Here is an 18616-nt window from a genome sequence, read left to right as displayed (position 1 = left end):
GCGGGTGGATTTTAGCAATGGTGCCATTCGAACGGATTGCCATGCGTCGCGCTGGGCAAGGCGCTGGAAGGCGTCTTCATCGCATTGAGGTCAAACCTCTTATCGAACACATTTTGGCAGCCAAAGCTTGAGTTTCGCTACCTCGGTTCCATGTTGATTTGGCTACACGCTGAACATCATGGAGGAGGTGATCGAATGACGCGATACAACATAGCGCTGGTATTTGCGGCCGTATGCGGAATGTGCAGCGCGGGAGTAACCCACGCCGAACAGTTGGCCGCGACATCGCGTAGCAACATAAAGAATGACCTCAACTATCTGATGTACACGCCAGACGACTATGCGTCTTCCGACAAAACGTACCCACTCGTCGTGTGGCTTCACGGCGGCGATCAGGGTGGGACTGATATAGAGAAAGTTAGATCGAGCGGAATTCCGAAGTTGATCGAGGAGGGCAAGACATTCCCGTTCCTGGTATTTTCGCCTCAGAATCCAAGTGACGAACTCCTTTACCCGATCGAGAAAGTGGAGGCAGCTCTTGAGGAGGTCATGTTGAAGTATCGTGTCGATCGCACGCGGGTCTATGTCGTGGGCTTCAGCCGCGGCGGTTTCGGTACTTGGGCCATGGCAGAACAGTTTCCCGATAAATTTGCGGCTTTCGTTCCAATCGCTGGCGGTGGGAATCGTCACTACCTGAGTAGGACAAATGAAAAGGCAGCCTTTTGGGTGTTCCACGGCACCAGCGACGACACCATTCCTTTGTCGGATTCGGTCGTGCTTTACGAACGACTTGTCGGTCTAAAGCGAAATGCCCGTTTAAGTGTCTTGGAAGGCGTTGACCATTCGGGCGTTGAGTGGGCGGCCTTAAATGATCCGGAGCTTTGGAGTTGGCTCCTAAAACAGCGCCTCGAGGTCGCGCCTAAATAGGCATGCTACCCTTCCGCCTACCGCGAAATGGAAACGATAAGGGTCTGCTTGGCGCCTTAATCCCGGCCGTTGGGCATCCGCTAGCCGATCTCCGATAGCAGATATATGGTGGATCGGGCGCGGCGGCATGATGCGCAAAAAAGACCGACGTGAGGCCGGTCGACCTTGCCATTGTGACAATGCGGCCGAGCGACGCCGTGCGTCGTTGGTTGACATATGAGGGGCAGCCCATAAGCTGGGTCAACGCCTTTGAGATCGACACCGTTTTCCGGAGATAGGGATCATGCAGGTGCCCCTCAGACAAGTATGGCCAAGCGCATGAGGCGGTTTCTGTTCGTGAGCCTCGCCCTTTGCTTTTCGGCTTTGGCGTCCGCCGCCGCAACGCTAAACTCCATTATGGAGAGCGGAACCGTGCGTATCGGTTACATCTCCGATCAAGCACCATTTTCCACCCGCCAGCCAGGGGCCGAACCGGTGGGATATGCCATCGACCTGTGCCGCAAGATTGCTGACGAGATCGAAGATCAAATTCCGCAACTAAAACGAGAATTTGTTGAGGTGACGCTCGCCGGCGGCTTCGATGCAGTAGAGAATGAAGATATCGACTTGCTTTGCGGTTCCATCACTGTGAATTTGAAGAGGCGGGAAATCGTCGATTTCTCACAACCGATCTTCCTCACCGGGGCGAGCGCGCTGCTGCGCAAGGATTCGCCCAGCTACCTGCAGGCGCTCTTTCTCAACGGGCCGGCCGTTCACGCCGTCAGCGAGCGCGTTGCCACAAACGTCATCGGTATGCGCGCAAACACGACGACGGCAGGGACGCTTCGCGAGGCACTCGCAATCCAAGAATCGAAGACAAAGCTTGCCGATTTCAACACGCATGAGGACGGGCTCAAGGCGCTGGAGGACCACAGGATCGATGCCTACATCGCCGATCAGGTGCTGCTCATCAACCTGGCCAAGCGGGCGCGCGATCCATCCTCGCTCGAGGTCGGCGATCGCCTGATCACGCATGAACCCTATGCGATCGCGTTGCGTCGCAACGACGCCGACTTCCGCCTGCTGGCAGACCGCGCGCTGACAGACTTCTACCTTTCGGAGGATTTCCTGCCGCTGCTGGAGACCTATTTCGGCAGCGAGGCGCCGATGCTGCACACGCAAATCATAATGCAACACGTGCCATAGGTCGTGTGCGGCGCGCGGTCATAACAGCATTCCGAGAGCGTTGGGCATGGGCTGATCCCAGGCCTCCGCGCCTCGGTAGCTGACAGTCAGCTTCCGGCCGCAATTGAGACGCTCGGGTCACTCTGGCCGAGGTGCGCGCCTTGGCTCCTCGGACGTTCAGATCATTGGAAGCGACGCAAACTCTCCACTCGACGACCGTAAGTCGGCAGCACACGGGCTATCCCTCGCCTTGAAGGGAATCGAACCGCTGTCCTTCAGACGAACATAATTTTTTCCGTGCGTTTCTCGCCACCAGCGGCGTAAAATTCGATTGTCAAGCTTTGTTGGACCAAATCGGTTAGTGGCTGGCCGCGGCGCATAAATTGATCGCAACCAGCAAAATTTCGGCTCCCTTTACACTCGGCAAGACGGAGCTGAACTATCCAGCCTTGCGAATTAACGAATAGAGCGGTTGCTCGGCATTCAGGACGCGGATTACATCCTCTGCCGCCGTTGTCGCCATGCGGATGCGGGTTTCCATGACGCTTGTCCCGAGATGCGGCGAGAAGGCTGTATTTTCCAGCTTCAGCAGCGGGTTATCGAACGAGACGGGCTCTTCCTCGAAAACATCGAGACCGGCGGCACCGAGCTTACCGGTTGACAGTGCCTCGTATAGCGCCTGTTCGTCGACGATGCCGCCACGGGCCGAGAGTACGATGACGGCGGTGTCCTTCATCTTGGCAATCGCCTGGGCGTCAATCATCCGCCGGGTCTTCTCGGTCAGCGCGCAGTTGACCGAGATGAAGTCGGCGCGGGCATAGATTTCGTCGAGCGAAACAAAGGTTGCGCCCAATTCCTTTTCCGCCTCCGGTTGGCGGATGACGTCGCTATAGAGAACCTCCATGTCGAAGCCGCGGGCGCGCTTGGCCATGTGCTTGCCGATCTTGCCGAAGCCGATGATGCCGATGGTCTTGTAGGATACATCGAAGCCCATGAACCGCTGCGCCACCCAGGTTCCGGCTTCCGTCCAGTTTCCACCGCGCACAAACGCGTCGGCGTGGTGGAGCTTGCGGGCGGCATTGATCATCAGACCGAATGTCAGATCGGCGATGGTGTGGGTATGGACTGGTGTCACAGTTACTTCGACGCCGCGGCGCTCGGCTTCTTCGATATTGATGTTGTCGTAGCCCACGCCGCGACGTGCCGCGATTTTCAACTTCGGAGCGTGATCGAAGGCCTCCTTGTCAAGCTCCTCGGTATGCCAGACGAAGATCACCCCGTCGGCATCGTGGATACCGTCGAGGAACTCCTTGCGGGTCAACGGACGGCTGACACCGCTGCAGACAACCTCGATGCCGGCGTTTTCGAGCATGGTGATGGCCTCCTGCTCCAGAGGCTGGGTGATGAAAACTTTCATGGACTTATCCTTACGCAGCGGCAGCCTGAATGGTGGTGACGATAACGCCAGTTTCGGGATCGCGGCCCCGGACGATATCGACGCCATGAACCTCGCTGATGAACAGATCGAGCGTCGTCAGCGTGATCGTGCCCGGCTCGATATGGCCGCCGTAGATCACATCCTTCTCGCCGCTGATCACGGCATGATAATGGATATTGAGTCGTCCGGGCTCTTCGCCGGGCGAAACCAGCCCCTGCCCCGTCAACAGGCTGAACGGACCTTCCATGATGAGCTGCGTCGTATATCCGAGCTTCGGATCAGGTTCGACACGGCTGACATAATGCAGCGCCACCCGCTTCAGGCTGCCGATAGTCGTTGTGATCTGGCCGCAGGTGATGCCGTGGGCGAGGCACACTTCCTCGATAGACTGGAGAACGTCACGATCCGGATGAATGCGAGCCGCAAGGACCCGGCCACCCTGACCGGTAGCGGAAGAAAAATAGTTCGAGGTCATTGTCATGTCCTTGGAATGAGATGTCAGATGGCGGCGACGACGGCCTCGATCTCCTTGAGGGAGAGCAGGCGATACGGGTCGCGCTTCAGAAGCAGCGGCAGCTCATGCATTGTACGGGCGTCGTAGGTCGGATTTTCCGTCGTCAGCCAGTAACGAGTGCTTGGGATCAGGGTCGCAGCCGGGTTAAAGGCCCAGGCGATGTCGAAGATCTTTTCCGGCGTGTTGCCGATGAACACGACCTTGCCATGCATCTGCCCGCGCATCTGGAAGGCCACCGGAACGGCCTCCACGACATCCCAGCCGCGTTTTGCCATGGCCTTGAGGGCCGCCGCGCGGATGAGGTCGGGATGCGCCGATGTCTCGACATTGGCGTGGATATGAACGACGTCTGGATGTTCATTCAGCTCGCAGTATTTTTTGAAGGCCGCGGTTTCAAAGTAGCCTTCCAGTTCCGCCTGCTCCTCGGCATTCAGCTCGGTCTTGAACGGGTACTTCTTGTAGAACTCGTCCATGTAGCTTCGACCCCAGTATTCGACATTGTGCTCTCGTTTCGCGGGCGCCAGGATGGCGGTCGGCGAATATTTCCAGAGCAGGTCGAAATGCGGCATGCCGTGCGGCTCGATACCGTGGATGGAGCCGGAATCGGCCACTTGGCCGGAGGTGAAGATTTCGATCTTGCGATGCACCGGGCGGCCAGTCTTTTCGAAATAGCCCTTTACGATTTCCTCGAGGCTCATCGGGTGGATCTGCGTCTCGACATAGGCGTGGGCGTGGTAGACCGGCTCTTCGGTAATGCTCAGAACCTCGATGACCCTCTTCCAGTGCTCGGAGCGGAAATAGGCCGCGATGGTCTCAACGAGGTCGCCGTTGTCGAGGGCGATGTCCTTGGGTGCAACATTGGTATTCATGTTCATTTCCTCCAGATGATGGGAGCCTGCCCGGGCAGGCATCAGTTCTGCATGGCCCAGCGACGAACGGTGCGGTCTTCAAGCAGCTTGAAGAGGACGCCTTCGACGAAAAGACCGATCAGGATGACGCTCAACAGGCCGGCGAAGACCGCGGGAATGTCGAGCATGTTCTTGCTTTGAAAGATGAACCAGCCGAGACCGCCCTGGCCGGACGAGACGCCGAAAACCATTTCGGCGGCGATCAGCGTGCGCCAGGCAAAGGCCCAGCCGATCTTGAGGCCGGTGACAATGCTCGGCAGTGCGGCGGGGATCAGGATGCGGCTAACGAAGCGCCAGCCCTTCAGCCCGTAATTGCGGCCGACCATACGGAGGGTGTGCGAGGTGGACTGGAATCCCGTGAAGGTATTGAGCGCAACCGCCCACAGCACCGAATGCACGAGCACGAACACAAGGCTGCCTGAACCGAGGCCGAACCAGATCAGCGCCAGTGGCAGAAGCGCGATTGCCGGAAGCGGGCTGAACATGGCCGTCAGCGTCACCATCAGGTCTTCACCGATACGGGTGCTGATGGCGATCATCGTCAACGCCGCAGCCGCAAGGATGCCGATGGCATAGCCCGTCAGCAAGACCTGCAGCGAGGCCCATATGCGCTGGAAGAGCTCGCCCGAGGCAAGCCCGGTCGAGAGGGCCGAGACCGTTTCCGAAAAGGTCGGGAACAGCAGGGAATTGCCGACGCTGCGGCCGTAGATTTCCCAGACAAGCGCCAGAAGCAAGAGGATCAGGGCCTTGCGCGCCGGGCCGGAGGCATAGATCTGCTTCCAGATGGTCAGGCGACGTTCGACAACGCCGAAGGCATCGGCACTTGCCGGTTCGCGCCGAATTTCGGGACGGTAGTTGTGAAGCGGGGATGCGGTAGCGTCAGCCATGGTGTTGAACCTCCTGGCTCGCCTTGTCGGCAAACAGCATGTCGTGGATATCGCGCTCCAAGGCGCGGCCTTTCGGCCCCAGTGCGTCTTCGCGGCAAAGGCCGTTGAGTTCGGCTTTTACCTGCCCGGGGTGCGGCGACAAAAGCAGGATACGGTTGCCGATCTTGACAGCCTCGGCGATGGAATGAGTGACGAAGAGCACGGTGAAATGCGTATCGTCCCAGAGCTCCAGCAGTTCGTCCTGCATCTTGACGCGGGTCAACGCATCAAGGGCCGCGAAGGGCTCGTCCATCAAGAGAATGTCCGGCTCCATTGCCATGCCGCGGGCGATCGCCACCCGCTGCTTCATGCCGCCCGAGAGCATGTGCGGATAATTTTCCGCAAACTTGGTGAGATTGACCTTGTCGAGATAGTGCCGGGCGCGCTGTTCGGCTTCCTTGCGGTTCTTCACCTTGCCGGATTCGATCAGCGGGAACATCACGTTCTGGACGACGGTCTTCCAGGGCAGGAGCTGGTCGAACTCCTGGAACACCATCATGCGGTCCGGGCCGGGGTTCGTGACCTTTCGACCGCGGAGCCTGATCTCGCCTTCGCTCGGCTTGTGGAACCCGCCGATAGCCTTCAGCAGCGTGGACTTGCCGCAACCGGAGGGGCCAAGAAGCACGAAGCGATCGGCCTCGAACACCTGGGCGCTTACCTTGTAGGTCGCAAGGATCGACAGATGGCCGGCGGTGTATTGCAGGGTGACGTCGGAGATGTCGAGAATTGGCTCGGCTTTCGCGACATCCTCCGTCAGAACCCGTGGCGATGACAACATGACGTTCATGGTACCCTCCTCATTGTTGCGCAACGCTCAGTTCGCGGCGGCAGCGCCTTCGAGCGACTGCAGGTCCGGGAAGAAGAAGTCGCGCCAGCTGGCCGGGCTATCCTTGATCAGACCGGTTTTCGCCATAAACGCGGCCGTCTGGTGCACGCCGAGCGGCATCGACTGGAAGACATTGCCTTCTTCGGCAAACATGGAGGCAAGCTCATCGACGGTGAACTTTTCCTTGGTCGAGGCCAGATAGAGCTCAGCCGCCTTCTTCGGCTCCCGGTTGATCATCTCCTGCGCTTCCTTCAAGGCTGCAAGGAAGACCTTGATCGCCTCAGGATTGGCATCGTGATAGGCCATCGTGGTGAAGGCGAGCAGGTTGGTCGTGGGGCCTGCGATATCCAGTGTCGTCAGCACAGCATGCATGTTCGGCTCTTTCAGAAGCTTCTGGTAATAGGGTGGGCCGGCAAACATGGCATCGGTCGGTCCCTGCGGGTTCATCATCGACTGCACGCCATCGGCAAAACCCAGCTGCACCATCATCGGGTCGAACTTCGTCGCGTCGCCGAATTCTTTGTCGAGCGCCATCTGCAGGTAGATTGCCTGGTTGGAAACCTTGAGCGACGTCACCGAGATACGGCTGGTTTCCTTGAAGTCCTTCAGCGTCTTGACATCGGGGTCCTTGCTGACGAGCACGCTCTTGGTACCGCTGACGGCGGCAACCGCCTTGACGTCGCCGTTGGTGCGCGACCACAGAAGCAGGGCGTTGGAAACCCCGGCCGCCACGATATCGACGTTGCCGGAGAGAAGCGCATCGGTGACGGCGCTGCCGCTCGGGAAGCTCAGCATCTCAAGGGTGAGGTCCTGGCCCATGTCCTTGGCATGTTTTTCAAGAAGCTGGGCCTGTTTCATCACATGGATCGGTGCGAACAGGATGCCGACGCCGCCGGCGATGCGCAGTTCGGCAGCCTGCACCAACCCGCCAAGGCCGACGGAGACAGAAACGGCCATGGCCGTGGAAACGAGAAATTTCTTGAAAGCGTTCATATGGTCCTCCAACCCTTTGCCTGAACAGTTGCGAGACCCTTGGCGAACCTTCCCGACTCCTCCGTCAGGCGACCTCGGGCACATCCTGTCCCGACGGTCTTGGCTCTTCGCTTGAAATCTCACTGTAGTCGGAGTATCGCGGAGCCATCGATGACGTCCAATGGATAATATTCCAAATTCGATAACCGATGGGAATGAGTTGAATGAACGAGCGGGATCTTCGATACCTTGTGGCGATCAGCGAATGCGGCAATCTGCGGCTCGCTTCGGCGCGAATGAACATCACCCAGCCGGCGCTGACGAAGTGCATCATGCGCATGGAGGAAGAGGCCAGCACCAAGCTCTTCCAACGAAAGGGCCGGCTCATCGTGCCGACGCCGGTCGGCAATGTTCTGATCCGCCGTGCCAAACATATCATCCAGTCGATTGACGAGACGCAGCGTGAAATTCATGATTACGTTAACGGCTCACGCGGCCATGCGCGGCTCGGCGTGGTGGCGACCATCACCGAATTCCTGATGCCGGATATCCTGCAGAACCTGACGCGCACCAGTCCCAATGTGACGCTGAAACTGACGATCGGCATGACCGACTTCCTGCTGGACAATCTGCGGCGCGACGAACTCGATGTCGTCATCAGCCCCGTCTACGAAAGCGACGAGTTTGACTGCCTGCCGATCATGAAGGATCAGGTGGTCATCGTCGCGAGCCGGGACCACCCGCTGGCGGGCGGGGCGGTCGCGCTTGATGAACTGAAGCAGTACAAGTGGATACTGCCGCAATCGAGCGTCGGCTTGCGCGTCTGGCTGGAGCGCGCCTTCGAGCGGCTGGCCATGCCGCCGCCGCAGGTACAGGTGGAGATCAGCTCGCTGCCGCTGATGCCGAAGCTGATTGCCCGCACCGAACTCCTGAGCTTCACCTCCCGCCAGAACCTGACACGCACCAATGGCGGCGAAAACCTCGTGGAACTGCCCTTCCCCGAGATAACCTGGGAGCGGCAATTCGGCATCTTCACCCGCAAGGGCGGCTATATCCCGACGGCAAGCCAGGTGCTTGTCGACCGGATCGTCCAGGCGACCGCCGAAATCGAATAGTCAGTCGCGGGTCGGCAAGTCGGCAAGGGCCGGGCCTGCTTCGTCCCTGAGCACGGCGATGAAGCGCTCCACGACGGGAGAAACATAGCTCGACTTCAGATGCACGACCGCGACCTCGCGCTGCATCGTCGTTTCCGCCAAACGGATTTCCACCAAGGGCTCTCCGACGCGGCCGCGGCCAAGATTGCGGCGCGAAATGAAGGTCAGCAGATCGGTGGGCGCGATCAGGCGCGGCGACAGCGAGATGTTGTTGGTCTGGATATCGACCCGCGGCTCGCTCAGCCCGCGCGAGGCAAACGCCGCATCGATCCACTGCCGCGTCACCACCGACCGTGCCGGCAGCACCCACCCGTAATCCTGCAGATCGGCGATGGTCACCGGGCCATGCGTCAAGGCGTGTCCCCTCGCTGCAGCCACCACGACGGAATCGTCGCCGAGGCGGTGAACCGTATAGGTCTCGTCGTCGCCCTTGGCGACCGGCCCGACGATCACATCGACCTTGCCGTCGTTCAGCATTGCCCGCAGCACGTCGTTCATGCCGATGGAAATGTCGAAGCGGATACCGGGCGTTTCCGTCAGCAGCCGGCTGCAGACCTGGGGCAGCAAGTATTCTGCCGTCGTTGCACCCGAGCCGACGCGGATATTACCGATGGCGCCCTTGGCGATGTCCGCCATCTCGCGAAGGTTCTGCTCGACCGACATGCGCAGGCTGCGTGCCCGCTCCAGCATCACGCGCCCCGCCGTCGTCAGCTGTACGCCCCTGCCCGATTTCATCAGCAGACGGGTGCCGATCTCGGTTTCAATACGGCGCACGGATTTGCTCAAGGCAGGCTGTGTCCGCCCCAGCTTTTCCGCGGCGCGCCCGATATGGCCGATGGTGGCGATGACCTCGAAATATTGCAGGTCGCGAAGCTCCATACATTCCTCACAGCTATCAATTCAGGAATTTTATGAATTTGACCAGCGGTAACAGCCGGTGTCAATAGACGCATGGTCGCGAATGGGAGGATACGATGGGCCTGAAGGTACTGATGACGGCAAAGACACTGGCCGCGCCGGGCGTTGCCCTGCTTGAAAAGGCCGGCTGCTCCGTCTCCTTTCTGCCCAGGGGAACCGACGCCGAGCTTGCCGAAGCGCTGCGCGGCACTGCCTACGATGCCGTGATTTCCCGCACCCTCGCCTTGTCGCGTGATCTCATCGAGCATTCACCGGCGTTGCGGGTCATTTCCCGCCACGGTGTCGGCTACAACAATGTCGATCTCGACAGTGCCACGGAACGCGGCATCCCCGTGATGATCGCCAATGGCGCCAATGGCCAGTCCGTGGCCGAGCTGACCGTGGGTCTTGCGCTCGCCGTCGCTCGCAAGATTTCACATCTCGACGCCCGCATCCGTGCCAGCGACTGGGACAGGTCGGGCTCAGGCATCCAGCTTTCCGGGCGCACCGCCGGCATCGTCGCCTTCGGCGCCATCGGCCAGCGCGTCGCAACAATGCTGCAGGCCATGGGCATGAGCATCGTTGCCTTCGATCCGCACATCCGCGACCGCGGTACTCATAACGTGACTTGGGTGGATACGCTGGGCGAGCTTCTCGAGCGAAGCGATCTCGTTTCGCTGCATTGCCCCCTGACACCAGAGACGCGCAATATGATTGCCGCTCCCCAGCTCGCAGCCATGAAGAAAGGCGCCATTCTTATCAACACTGCCCGGGGCGGGTTGATCGACGAAATGGCGCTGGCGCAATCGGTTACCGCCGGGCACCTGGCCGGTGCCGGCCTTGATACCTTCGCCGACGAACCCCTGTCCGCAGACCATCCTTTCCTGTCGATACCGACGATCGTCATGACGCCGCATATGGGCGGCAGCACGGACGCCGCCCTCGACAACGTCGCCATCAGCGCCGCGCAGAATGTGCTGGACGCGCTGATCGACGGCAGGGTGGATCGCCGGCTTCTCGTCAATCCTGCCGTTCTAGAACGGCGCACCATCGGAGCAAAGTGAGACGATGAACACTCCAGTTGCAGCAAATGACATCAAGGCCGCATGGCCGACCGGTTTCACGGTCAACCCGCGTGTCTCTAACCTTTCCAAAGACTTGATCGACGGTTTTCGCAACGTTCCTGTTCCGCACGCCAGCGACAGCATGGGCCGCCACACCGGCGCGCGGGGCCTGATTGCCTATCACGGCGACCAGAGCGAGACGATCTGCGGGCCGGCCGTGACCGTGCGCATTCGCCCCGGCGACAACCTGATGATCCATCTGGCGATCATGACGGCCGAGCCGGGTGACATCATCGTCATTGATGGTGGTGGTGATCTCTCGACAGCCGTGATCGGTGGCCTGATGCGCACCAGCGCACTCGCCCGTGGCATTCGCGCCTTCGTGCTCGACGGCGCCCTGCGCGACGTTGCGGAATGGAAGGAAGGCGGCGTCGGTGCGTTCGCCCGCGGCAATATCCATCGCGGCCCAAGCAAGGACGGTCCGGGCGAACTGAACGTACCGATCGCCTGCGCCGGCCTCTCGGTCATGCCGGGCGACCTGATCCTTTGCGACGCCGATGGCGTTGTGTCAGTTGCCGCCTCCGATGCAGAGGCGCTGCTGGTCAAATGCCGCGCCCATGCCGAGCGCGAGCGTGTGATCAACGAGAAGAACAAGACCGGCCAGCCCGACTGGGAGCGCTTCAACGCGCTGATGCGACAAAAAGGATGCCCGGTCTGAGCATCGAACCGAAGCAATTTAATTGACATCCGGCCCCGGGAAGGCCGGACTGAACGGAGGAGAATGACATGATTATCAGCAGACGTAGTTTCCTGGCCGGTTCCGCCGGCCTTCTGGCCGCCGGCATGGCACTGCCGCGGATCGCTCAAGCCGAAAGCTTCGGCTCGCTCGACATCTTCATTCCCGGCGCGCCGGGCGGCGGCTGGGACCTGACAGGCCGCGTCATCGACGAAGTGATGAAGAAGAATGAGCTGATCGGTAATTCGCGCATCACCAATGTCGGCGGCGCCGGCGGCACGATCGGCCTGCCGCAGTTCATCAACCAGTATGAAGGCGAGGCCAGTGCGCTCTTCATCGCCGGCGCGATCATGGTCGGCACCATCATCACCAACAACACCCCCGTCAACCTGACGATGCTGAAGCCTGTCGCCCGTCTTACCGGCGAATATCAGGTTCTCGTCGTGCCCGCTGCCTCGCCGATCAAAACGCTTGGCGAGTTCGTGGACCTCCTGAAGAAGGACCCGAAGGCCGTCACCTGGGCCGGCGGCGCTCCGGGTGGCACGGACCACATCTTTGCCTGCATGATCGCAAAATCGGCCGGCGTCGGCCTCGGGGATCTCTCCTATGTCGCCTATACCGGAGGCGGCGGCGAAGCGATGGCAACGCTGCTCGGCAACCAGGTAACCTGTGGCATCTCCGGCTACGGCGAGTTCTCCGAGCAGATCAAGGCTGGCAACCTGCGCGCCATTGCAATCTCCGCACCCGAACGGGTCGCCGGCATCGACGTGCCGACGTTGGTGGAACAGGGCGTGGACGTCACGATCTCTAACTGGCGCGGCGTCTTCGGCGCACCGAACATCGGCGACGAAGAGGTCAAGGCACTGATCGACCTGACCACGGCCATGGTGCAGACCAAGGACTGGAAAGATCAACTCGTCACGCGCGGCTGGTCGGATCAGTTCCTGGCAGGCCCTGAATTCGCCGCCTACCTCGAAAAGGACACGGCAGCGACCCGCACGGTTCTGGCCGATCTCGGGCTCGCAAAATGAAAGCGCTCGCCGCACGGCCGCAGCTTGTTATCGTCTCCCTGATCGTCGTTGCGATGGGGGCGGCCGTCACAATGCTGTCGACCATGATCGCAATCGGGCCGGGGGTCGCCATCGTCGGCCCCCAGACATTCCCCTTCGGCATCGGCCTTCTGCTCCTGGCCTGCGGACTGTTGCTGCTGCTCGAGGCTGTAAAAGCCCCCTGGGATTGTGAAGCGACGGATGCGCGCACACCGGCACTCGATCTGATGCCGATGGCGATCCTCTCGTGTGGCATGGTGGTGAATGTCGCGCTGATCAAATCCGCCGGCTTCATCATCGCCTCGACCCTCATGTTCGCCTTCACTGCCAAGGCTTTTGGCGCGCGACGTCTTTGGTTGTCGCTGGTCCTCGGCTTCGTGCTGGCGATTGTTACCTATTACGGCTTTGCCCAGATGCTTGATCTTCGCATCGGCGGCGGCCTTGTTGAGGATTTGTTCTGATGGGTAGCCTTTCCGGCCTCCTCGACGGTTTTGCGGCCGCACTTTCGCCGATGAACCTTCTCTGGGCGTTCTTCGGCGTAACACTTGGCACCTTCATCGGTGTACTGCCGGGCCTCGGACCGGCGCTCACCATCGCGCTTCTCCTGCCAATCACGTTCCAGGTCGATCCGGCTGCCGCCTTCATCGTCTTCGGCGGCATCTATTTCGGCTCGCAGTTCGGCGGCTCGACAACCTCGATCCTGATCAACACGCCCGGTGAAAGCGCCTCCATCGTCACGGCGCTGGAAGGCAACAAGATGGCCCGTAACGGGCGCGGCGGACCGGCACTGGCAACAGCTGCCATCGGCTCCTTCGTGGCCGGCACCATCGGCGTCGTCTGCCTCAGCCTGCTGGCTCCCGTCGTCGTCAAGCTCGCGCTTGCCTTCGCTCCGGCCGATTATTTCGCACTAATGGTCCTGTCTTTCATTACCGTTGCGGCCGTGCTTGGAAATTCGGTGGTTCGCGGCCTGACGAGCCTCAGCCTCGGTCTGCTTCTCGGCCTCGTCGGCGTCGATCTGCAATCGGGGCAAGCCCGTTTCACCTTCGGCTCGCTGGAGCTTCTCGACGGCATCGATGTCATCATCGTCGTCGTCGGCCTCTTTGCCGTTGGCGAAACCCTGCACCTCGCCTCGCGTCATCGCTCGACCCCGGAAGAGATAACGCCCGTCAAAGGCTCACTCTGGATGACAGCGCAGGACTGGGCACGGTCATGGAAAGCTTGGATCCGTGGCGCTCTGATCGGCTTCCCAATCGGCGCCATGCCGGCCGGCGGCGCGGAAATCCCGACCTTCCTGTCCTACTTCGTCGAAAAGAAGCTGTCGAAGCATCCCGAGGAATTTGGCCACGGCGCCATCGAAGGCGTGGCCGGACCGGAAGCCGCCAACAATGCCGCTGGTGCCGGCGTGTTCGTACCGCTGTTGACTCTCGGCATCCCGACCTCTGCGACCGCAGCCGTCATGCTGTCAGCCTTCCAGAGTTACGGCATCAATCCCGGCCCGCAGCTTTTAACCAGTCATGCAGACCTCGTCTGGACGCTGATCGCCAGCCTCTACATCGGCAATGTCATGCTGCTGATCCTCAACCTGCCGCTGGTCGGACTCTGGGTGCAGATCCTGCGCATTCCGACACCTTATCTCTACGGCGGCATCCTGCTCTTTGCCACCGTCGGAACCTACGGCATCAGCCGTTCTGTCTTCGATCTCGTGATGCTCTATGGCATCGGGATCGCCGGCTTCTTCATGCGCCGTTACGATTTCCCGACAAGCCCGGTCATCATCGGCATGATCCTCGGCCCGCTCGCGGAACAGCAGTTTCGAAGAGCTATGACGATGTCGCAGGGCGATCTGTCGGTTTTCCTGACACGGCCGATCTCCGCCACCCTTTTGACGATCGCGGTTCTGGCTCTCGTTCTGCCGATAGCGTTCAGCCTCCGCAAAAATCATCAAGCAAGCGCCGCCGCTTCCTAAGTCTCGAAAGTGAACCGAACAATGACAGATCATGTCGTCGTGAAAGCGGATGCATTGCGTTCGTTCGTCCAGGAAATCCTGCAGGCTGCCGGTATGCGCAGCGAACCGGCTGCGGTGGTCGCCGAAACATTGATCTATGCCGATCTGCGCGGCGTTGGCTCCCATGGCGTCGCCCGGTTGTCATCCTATCTCGACAGGATCAGGGCAAACGTCATGGAACTCGATCCCGACATGCCGGTCGTCAGCGACAGCTCTGCATCGGCGCTCATCGACGCCGGCAATGGTTTTGGCCAACTGGCGGGCGTACGAGCGATCGATCTTGCCATCGAGAAAGCCAAGGCAAGCGGCAGCGCCGTCGTCGGCGTGCGCAACTCCAATCACTTCGGCGTCGCCGCCTATTTTGCCGAACGCGCGATCGCCGCGGACATGCTCAGCATAGTCCTGACCAACTCATCCCCGGCGATGACTCCGTATAACACCCGCATACCGCTGGTCGGCACCAATCCGATAGCCTTCGGGGTTCCGGCCGGCCGGGAACTGCCCATCATTCTCGACATGTCGACCTCGGTCGTCGCGCGCGGCAAGATAAGGCTCGCCTCGCTTACCGGGCAGAAAATTCCGCTCGGCTGGGCCGTCGATGAAAACGGCCTTCCCACGGAAGATCCACACGCGGCGCTCAAGGGCAGCCTCGCGCCTATCGGCGGCGTCAAGGGTGCAGGCCTGTCACTGATCATCGACCTACTGACCGGTGTTCTGACGGGAACAGGCTTGACGGGAGAAGTGAAGAACATCACCGACATTTCAGGGCCTTCGAAGACCGGCCATTTGTTCGTGGCGATCGACGTCACCCGCTTCATGCCGATCGATCAGTTCAAGGCGCGGGTGGACAGCGTCATCGGCGGCATCAAGGCAATGCCCTCCGCCGACGGCGGCGATGTTTATCTGCCCGGCGAAATCGAGGTGCACAGCCAGCTATCGCGCCAGAACGAGGGCATAAAACTGCCTAACGACATCGTGAAAACCCTAAACCAACTTTCGAGTTTAAATGGGCTGCCGCCGCTGACGTCCATATAGCGCCTTGAACCTATTTGAACCCGAGACCCGCCCCATGGCGAGTCTATAGGTGGTTCCAAGGATTGACGACAGGGACTCCTGCCGCCTCAAAGGGGCTTGTATCGCGTGTCGCGATTGTAAATCCCTTGGAGGCTGCAATAGCCGCAATATATCCATCAGGTGTCGGGAATCCCTTCCCCCCTGCTCGCGCGGTGGCCGCAAGGCCGGCATAGTGCCGAGCCGCCGCAGTGTCGAATGACAACACGCGATCGTCGAACAGTTCGAGCAGGCCATCAAGCGTGTCGGCCAACGCTTTTTTGCGCCGGCCCTCCGGGAGCGCAGCGATGCCAAACAGCAGTTCCGCCAGCGTTACACTGGACAGATACAAGGTTTCGGCTACCTGGTCATTCAACCAATTGCGCACAGCCAAATCCGGGGCGGGCTTCATCGCCTCCGAGACGACATTCGTGTCCAGGACGATCATTCAAACCCCATTGGCTCTGCCGGCGCTTTGTCTCGCATCTGGTCGAACACTTCAAAATCATCATTGGTCAAGCCAATCCGCCCGCTCAACTCAGCCAAGGCATCCCCGATGCGAATACGCTGTTCGGGCTTTACCGCACGTTCCAGAATCTCGCGGACTTCCGCCTCTGTGCTACGGCCGTGATTTGCCGCCCGGACGCGCAAAGCGCGGTGCACTTCATCAGGTACATTTCGTACTGTCAGGATAGCCATAGTCAGACCCTCGCAGGCGCCTTCATTGACTGCAATATAGTTCCGATGCAGTCATTCCGCAAGTTTACCGCGGTCGAGTCAACGTGTATACGGCGATGCAGGGTGTGCGCGGAATTACCAACTCCCGCGTTCCCTCAATTCGATCCGGGCGGCCGCTTTCCGGGAAAGTCGAGGAGACGCCGAACTGAACGCGCAATCTCCTCGTAGACGTACACTGACGCTTTCGGGTTTTCACTTTCAATGTAGCTGAAGATCGCGTCTCGATCGTCAAGCGCATAGTGCGCCCAGACAAGACTCATCGGTCGCCAGCCGCGGCCTTGAAGCCTTCTCGGTCGGGAAGGGCGTCTACCGACCCTTCTGGCCGGGGCTGCCCAATACCCGCCAGCAAATGTTTGTTGGAGAAAACGTCAAACAGAAATCAGCTGGGAAATCACTCTTTCGGTTCCATTGCGTCGCGCAAACCGTCGCCAAGGAAATTGACGGCCAGCACGGTGCAGAGAATTAGCAGGCCGGGCGGTATAGCAAGCCATGGCGCAACACTGAGCCAGGGTGATGCACTGTTCAGCAAGTTTCCCCATGTGGGAACTGGTGGCTGAATGCCAAAGCCCAGAAACGAGAGCGCCGATTCAAGCATGATGGCGCTTCCAACGGCAAGCGTTGCCGCCACGGTGATCGGGCCGATGGCATTGGGCAAGATATGCCGGAACATCAGCCGTGCACCCCCTGCCCCAAGTGCGCGGGCGGCCTCTACGAATTCGCGTTCGCGCAACGCGAGGAACTGGCTGCGCACCAGTCGTGCAGTTCCCATCCAGATCAGCATGCCGACGATAGCCACAAGCAGAGGCGGGTTCGGGCGGAAAAGCCCTGAGAGCAGCAGGACAAGCGGCAGCGTCGGGATCGACAGCATCACATCCGTAAACCGCATTAGCAGCATATCGGACAAACCGCGATAGAAGCCCGATAGTGCACCAACCAGCGTGCCTGCGATGGTTGCAATAATCGCGCCAGCAAGGCCGACAGCAAGGGAAACCCGCCCTCCGTATATTAAGCGGGTCATGACATCGCGACCGAGTTCATCGGTTCCAAGCCAGTGCTCTGCAGTCATCGGGCCGGGTGAACCGATCAAGGTGAAATCCTGACCATCAAAACTGTAGGGCGACAGGAATGGCCCAATGACAATAACAATTGTCATCAACAACAGAAAGGCGAGACTGGCGACCGCCAGCCGACGTTTCAGAAAGCGCCTGACAACCCGGCGGCTGTAGCTCTGCGGCGGCGCCAAGTGAGCCAGTTGCATCGTTGCGTCAACCATAGCGAATCCTTGGGTCGAGAGCGGCATAGGTCACATCGGCGATGATATTGGCCACGACAATGCCGACAGACCCCATCATCATTAGGCCCATCAGCATGGGATAGTCGCGACCATCCATGCTTTCCATGAACAGACGTCCGATGCCCGGCCATGCAAACACTGTTTCGGTGATGACGGCGCCTGAAATGACGGTGGCGAAGTCCACCGCGATGACGGTGACGGCCGGGATCATCGCGTTGCGCAATGCGTGCAGGATGATGACGCCTCGCTCGGAACGCCCCTTCGCATAGGCGGTGCGGATGTAATCCTGGTTGAGCACGTCGATCATGCCGGAGCGGATGAACCGGCTCCAACTGGCGATGGTCGCAAGCGACAGCACGGTGGCCGGCATAATGATATGGGCGAGCCGATCGAGGAACGAGCCATCACCGATTGACTTGTAGCCGGCAGACGGGAGCCAGCCGAGTTGCACGGAGAAGAGAAGCTGAAGCAGCAGCGCCAACCAGAAGACCGGGGTGGAAATGCCGGCAAACGACAGCATCGTCAGCCCGCTGTCGAGCTTCGAGCCGCGCCGGGCAGCACTGATGATTCCAAGAGGGACGGCGAGCAACAGCGAAATCAGAAGGGCGAGACCGCCAAGTTCGAGGGTTGGCCCCAGCCGCAGGACAATTTCGGTCAGGACGGGACGTCCGGTGCGGATGGAGTAGCCCCAGTCGCCAACCAGCATCGATTTCAGCCACATGACGTATTGCACAGGCGCGGGCTTGTCGAGGCCGTAGGCGACCGCGATCTGTTGCAGCGCCTCTTTGCTGACAGCGGGATTCTCGGCGTACATGTCGAGCGGGCCGCCGGGGGCCAGATGCACGATAGCAAACAAAATCAGCGAAATGCCGAGGAGCAGCGGGATGGCGCCGAGCAGACGGCGTAAAATGTAACCGAAATTCATGCCGTCTCCTGGTCAAAAGGAACGAGGCG

General features: G+C 60.1%; 20 protein-coding genes and 1 pseudogene. 9 read left to right on the top strand and 12 right to left on the bottom strand.

Annotated elements, in window-relative coordinates:
- Positions 1-240: 240 nt before the first annotated feature.
- A complete protein-coding gene (locus OVA00_RS34695; protein ID WP_060582019.1) occupies positions 241-927 on the top strand; it encodes a prolyl oligopeptidase family serine peptidase in 687 nt (228 codons plus the stop codon).
- 306 nt (positions 928-1233) lie between these two features.
- Positions 1234-2112, top strand: coding sequence for an amino acid ABC transporter substrate-binding protein (locus OVA00_RS34690; RefSeq protein ID WP_113188420.1), 879 nt, complete (start codon positions 1234-1236; stop codon positions 2110-2112).
- Between the two features lie 418 nt (positions 2113-2530).
- Here the strand turns inward: OVA00_RS34690 and OVA00_RS34685 are convergent, their stop codons facing one another.
- The 6 genes from OVA00_RS34685 to OVA00_RS34660 are packed head-to-tail and all read right to left on the bottom strand — an operon-like array spanning position 2531 to position 7696.
- The gene (locus OVA00_RS34685) at positions 2531-3508 is read right to left on the bottom strand and encodes a 2-hydroxyacid dehydrogenase (RefSeq protein ID WP_060581941.1); all 978 of its coding nucleotides are present in this window, start codon (positions 3506-3508) and stop codon (positions 2531-2533) included.
- 10 nt (positions 3509-3518) lie between these two features.
- The gene (locus tag OVA00_RS34680; RefSeq protein ID WP_268090667.1) at positions 3519-4004 is read right to left on the bottom strand and encodes a PPC domain-containing DNA-binding protein; all 486 of its coding nucleotides are present in this window, start codon (positions 4002-4004) and stop codon (positions 3519-3521) included.
- A 23-nt stretch (positions 4005-4027) separates the two neighbouring features.
- Positions 4028-4912 carry a hypothetical protein gene (locus tag OVA00_RS34675; RefSeq protein WP_268090665.1) on the bottom strand — a complete coding sequence of 295 codons (885 nt, stop codon included), beginning with the start codon at positions 4910-4912 and terminating at the stop codon, positions 4028-4030.
- A gap of 41 nt (positions 4913-4953) precedes the next feature.
- The gene (locus OVA00_RS34670; RefSeq protein WP_268090664.1) at positions 4954-5838 is read right to left on the bottom strand and encodes an ABC transporter permease; all 885 of its coding nucleotides are present in this window, start codon (positions 5836-5838) and stop codon (positions 4954-4956) included.
- The gene (locus tag OVA00_RS34665; protein WP_268091149.1) at positions 5831-6655 is read right to left on the bottom strand and encodes an ABC transporter ATP-binding protein; all 825 of its coding nucleotides are present in this window, start codon (positions 6653-6655) and stop codon (positions 5831-5833) included. Before OVA00_RS34665 ends, OVA00_RS34670 begins: the two co-directional genes overlap by 8 nt.
- 36 nt (positions 6656-6691) lie before the next feature.
- On the bottom strand, positions 6692-7696 hold the full coding sequence (locus OVA00_RS34660; protein WP_268090663.1) for an ABC transporter substrate-binding protein: 1005 nt from the start codon (positions 7694-7696) through the stop codon (positions 6692-6694).
- Positions 7697-7899: 203 nt separating this feature from the next.
- Between OVA00_RS34660 and OVA00_RS34655 the strand changes: the two genes are divergently transcribed.
- The gene (locus OVA00_RS34655) at positions 7900-8790 is read left to right on the top strand and encodes a LysR family transcriptional regulator (protein WP_268090662.1); all 891 of its coding nucleotides are present in this window, start codon (positions 7900-7902) and stop codon (positions 8788-8790) included.
- On the opposite strand, the gene OVA00_RS34650 is transcribed toward OVA00_RS34655, so the two are convergent.
- The gene (locus OVA00_RS34650; protein ID WP_060581947.1) at positions 8791-9708 is read right to left on the bottom strand and encodes a LysR family transcriptional regulator; all 918 of its coding nucleotides are present in this window, start codon (positions 9706-9708) and stop codon (positions 8791-8793) included.
- Positions 9709-9803: 95 nt separating this feature from the next.
- Between OVA00_RS34650 and OVA00_RS34645 the strand changes: the two genes are divergently transcribed.
- From OVA00_RS34645 to OVA00_RS34620, 6 genes are all read left to right on the top strand, one after another.
- Positions 9804-10790, top strand: coding sequence for a hydroxyacid dehydrogenase (locus OVA00_RS34645; protein WP_268090661.1), 987 nt, complete (start codon positions 9804-9806; stop codon positions 10788-10790).
- A gap of 4 nt (positions 10791-10794) precedes the next feature.
- Positions 10795-11508, top strand: a complete 714-nt coding sequence (locus tag OVA00_RS34640) for an RraA family protein (RefSeq protein ID WP_268090660.1) — start codon at positions 10795-10797, stop codon at positions 11506-11508.
- Between the two features lie 68 nt (positions 11509-11576).
- Positions 11577-12557: a Bug family tripartite tricarboxylate transporter substrate binding protein gene (locus OVA00_RS34635; protein ID WP_268090659.1), complete on the top strand. Its 981-nt coding sequence runs from the start codon at positions 11577-11579 to the stop codon at positions 12555-12557.
- On the top strand, positions 12554-13036 hold the full coding sequence (locus OVA00_RS34630) for a tripartite tricarboxylate transporter TctB family protein (protein ID WP_060581950.1): 483 nt from the start codon (positions 12554-12556) through the stop codon (positions 13034-13036). Before OVA00_RS34635 ends, OVA00_RS34630 begins: the two co-directional genes overlap by 4 nt.
- The gene (locus OVA00_RS34625) at positions 13036-14541 is read left to right on the top strand and encodes a tripartite tricarboxylate transporter permease (RefSeq protein WP_060581951.1); all 1506 of its coding nucleotides are present in this window, start codon (positions 13036-13038) and stop codon (positions 14539-14541) included. The genes OVA00_RS34630 and OVA00_RS34625 overlap by 1 nt, the downstream gene beginning before the upstream one ends.
- 21 nt (positions 14542-14562) lie before the next feature.
- Positions 14563-15615: an Ldh family oxidoreductase gene (locus OVA00_RS34620; RefSeq protein WP_060581952.1), complete on the top strand. Its 1053-nt coding sequence runs from the start codon at positions 14563-14565 to the stop codon at positions 15613-15615.
- A gap of 43 nt (positions 15616-15658) precedes the next feature.
- On the opposite strand, the gene OVA00_RS34615 is transcribed toward OVA00_RS34620, so the two are convergent.
- The 5 genes and pseudogenes from OVA00_RS34615 to OVA00_RS34595 form a co-directional block, all read right to left on the bottom strand.
- Positions 15659-16078: a type II toxin-antitoxin system VapC family toxin gene (locus tag OVA00_RS34615; protein ID WP_060529946.1), complete on the bottom strand. Its 420-nt coding sequence runs from the start codon at positions 16076-16078 to the stop codon at positions 15659-15661.
- Complete coding sequence (locus OVA00_RS34610; protein ID WP_268090658.1) at positions 16075-16329, bottom strand: FitA-like ribbon-helix-helix domain-containing protein; 255 nt, start codon at positions 16327-16329, stop codon at positions 16075-16077. The genes OVA00_RS34615 and OVA00_RS34610 overlap by 4 nt, the downstream gene beginning before the upstream one ends.
- Positions 16330-16393: 64 nt before the next feature.
- Positions 16394-16628 (bottom strand): annotated as a pseudogene (locus OVA00_RS34605) (type II toxin-antitoxin system RelE/ParE family toxin).
- Between the two features lie 131 nt (positions 16629-16759).
- The gene (locus tag OVA00_RS34600) at positions 16760-17641 is read right to left on the bottom strand and encodes an ABC transporter permease (RefSeq protein ID WP_255382003.1); all 882 of its coding nucleotides are present in this window, start codon (positions 17639-17641) and stop codon (positions 16760-16762) included.
- Positions 17634-18587, bottom strand: coding sequence for an ABC transporter permease (locus OVA00_RS34595; RefSeq protein ID WP_060529949.1), 954 nt, complete (start codon positions 18585-18587; stop codon positions 17634-17636). The genes OVA00_RS34600 and OVA00_RS34595 overlap by 8 nt, the downstream gene beginning before the upstream one ends.
- Positions 18588-18616: the final 29 nt, after the last annotated feature.

It is taken from the genome of Ensifer sp. SL37 (assembly GCF_026672675.1).
In the GTDB taxonomy this organism is placed as follows: Bacteria; Pseudomonadota; Alphaproteobacteria; order Rhizobiales; family Rhizobiaceae; genus Ensifer; species Ensifer adhaerens.
Note: the sequence above shows the minus strand (reverse complement) of the source record. Positions and strands in the feature narration are given on the sequence as shown.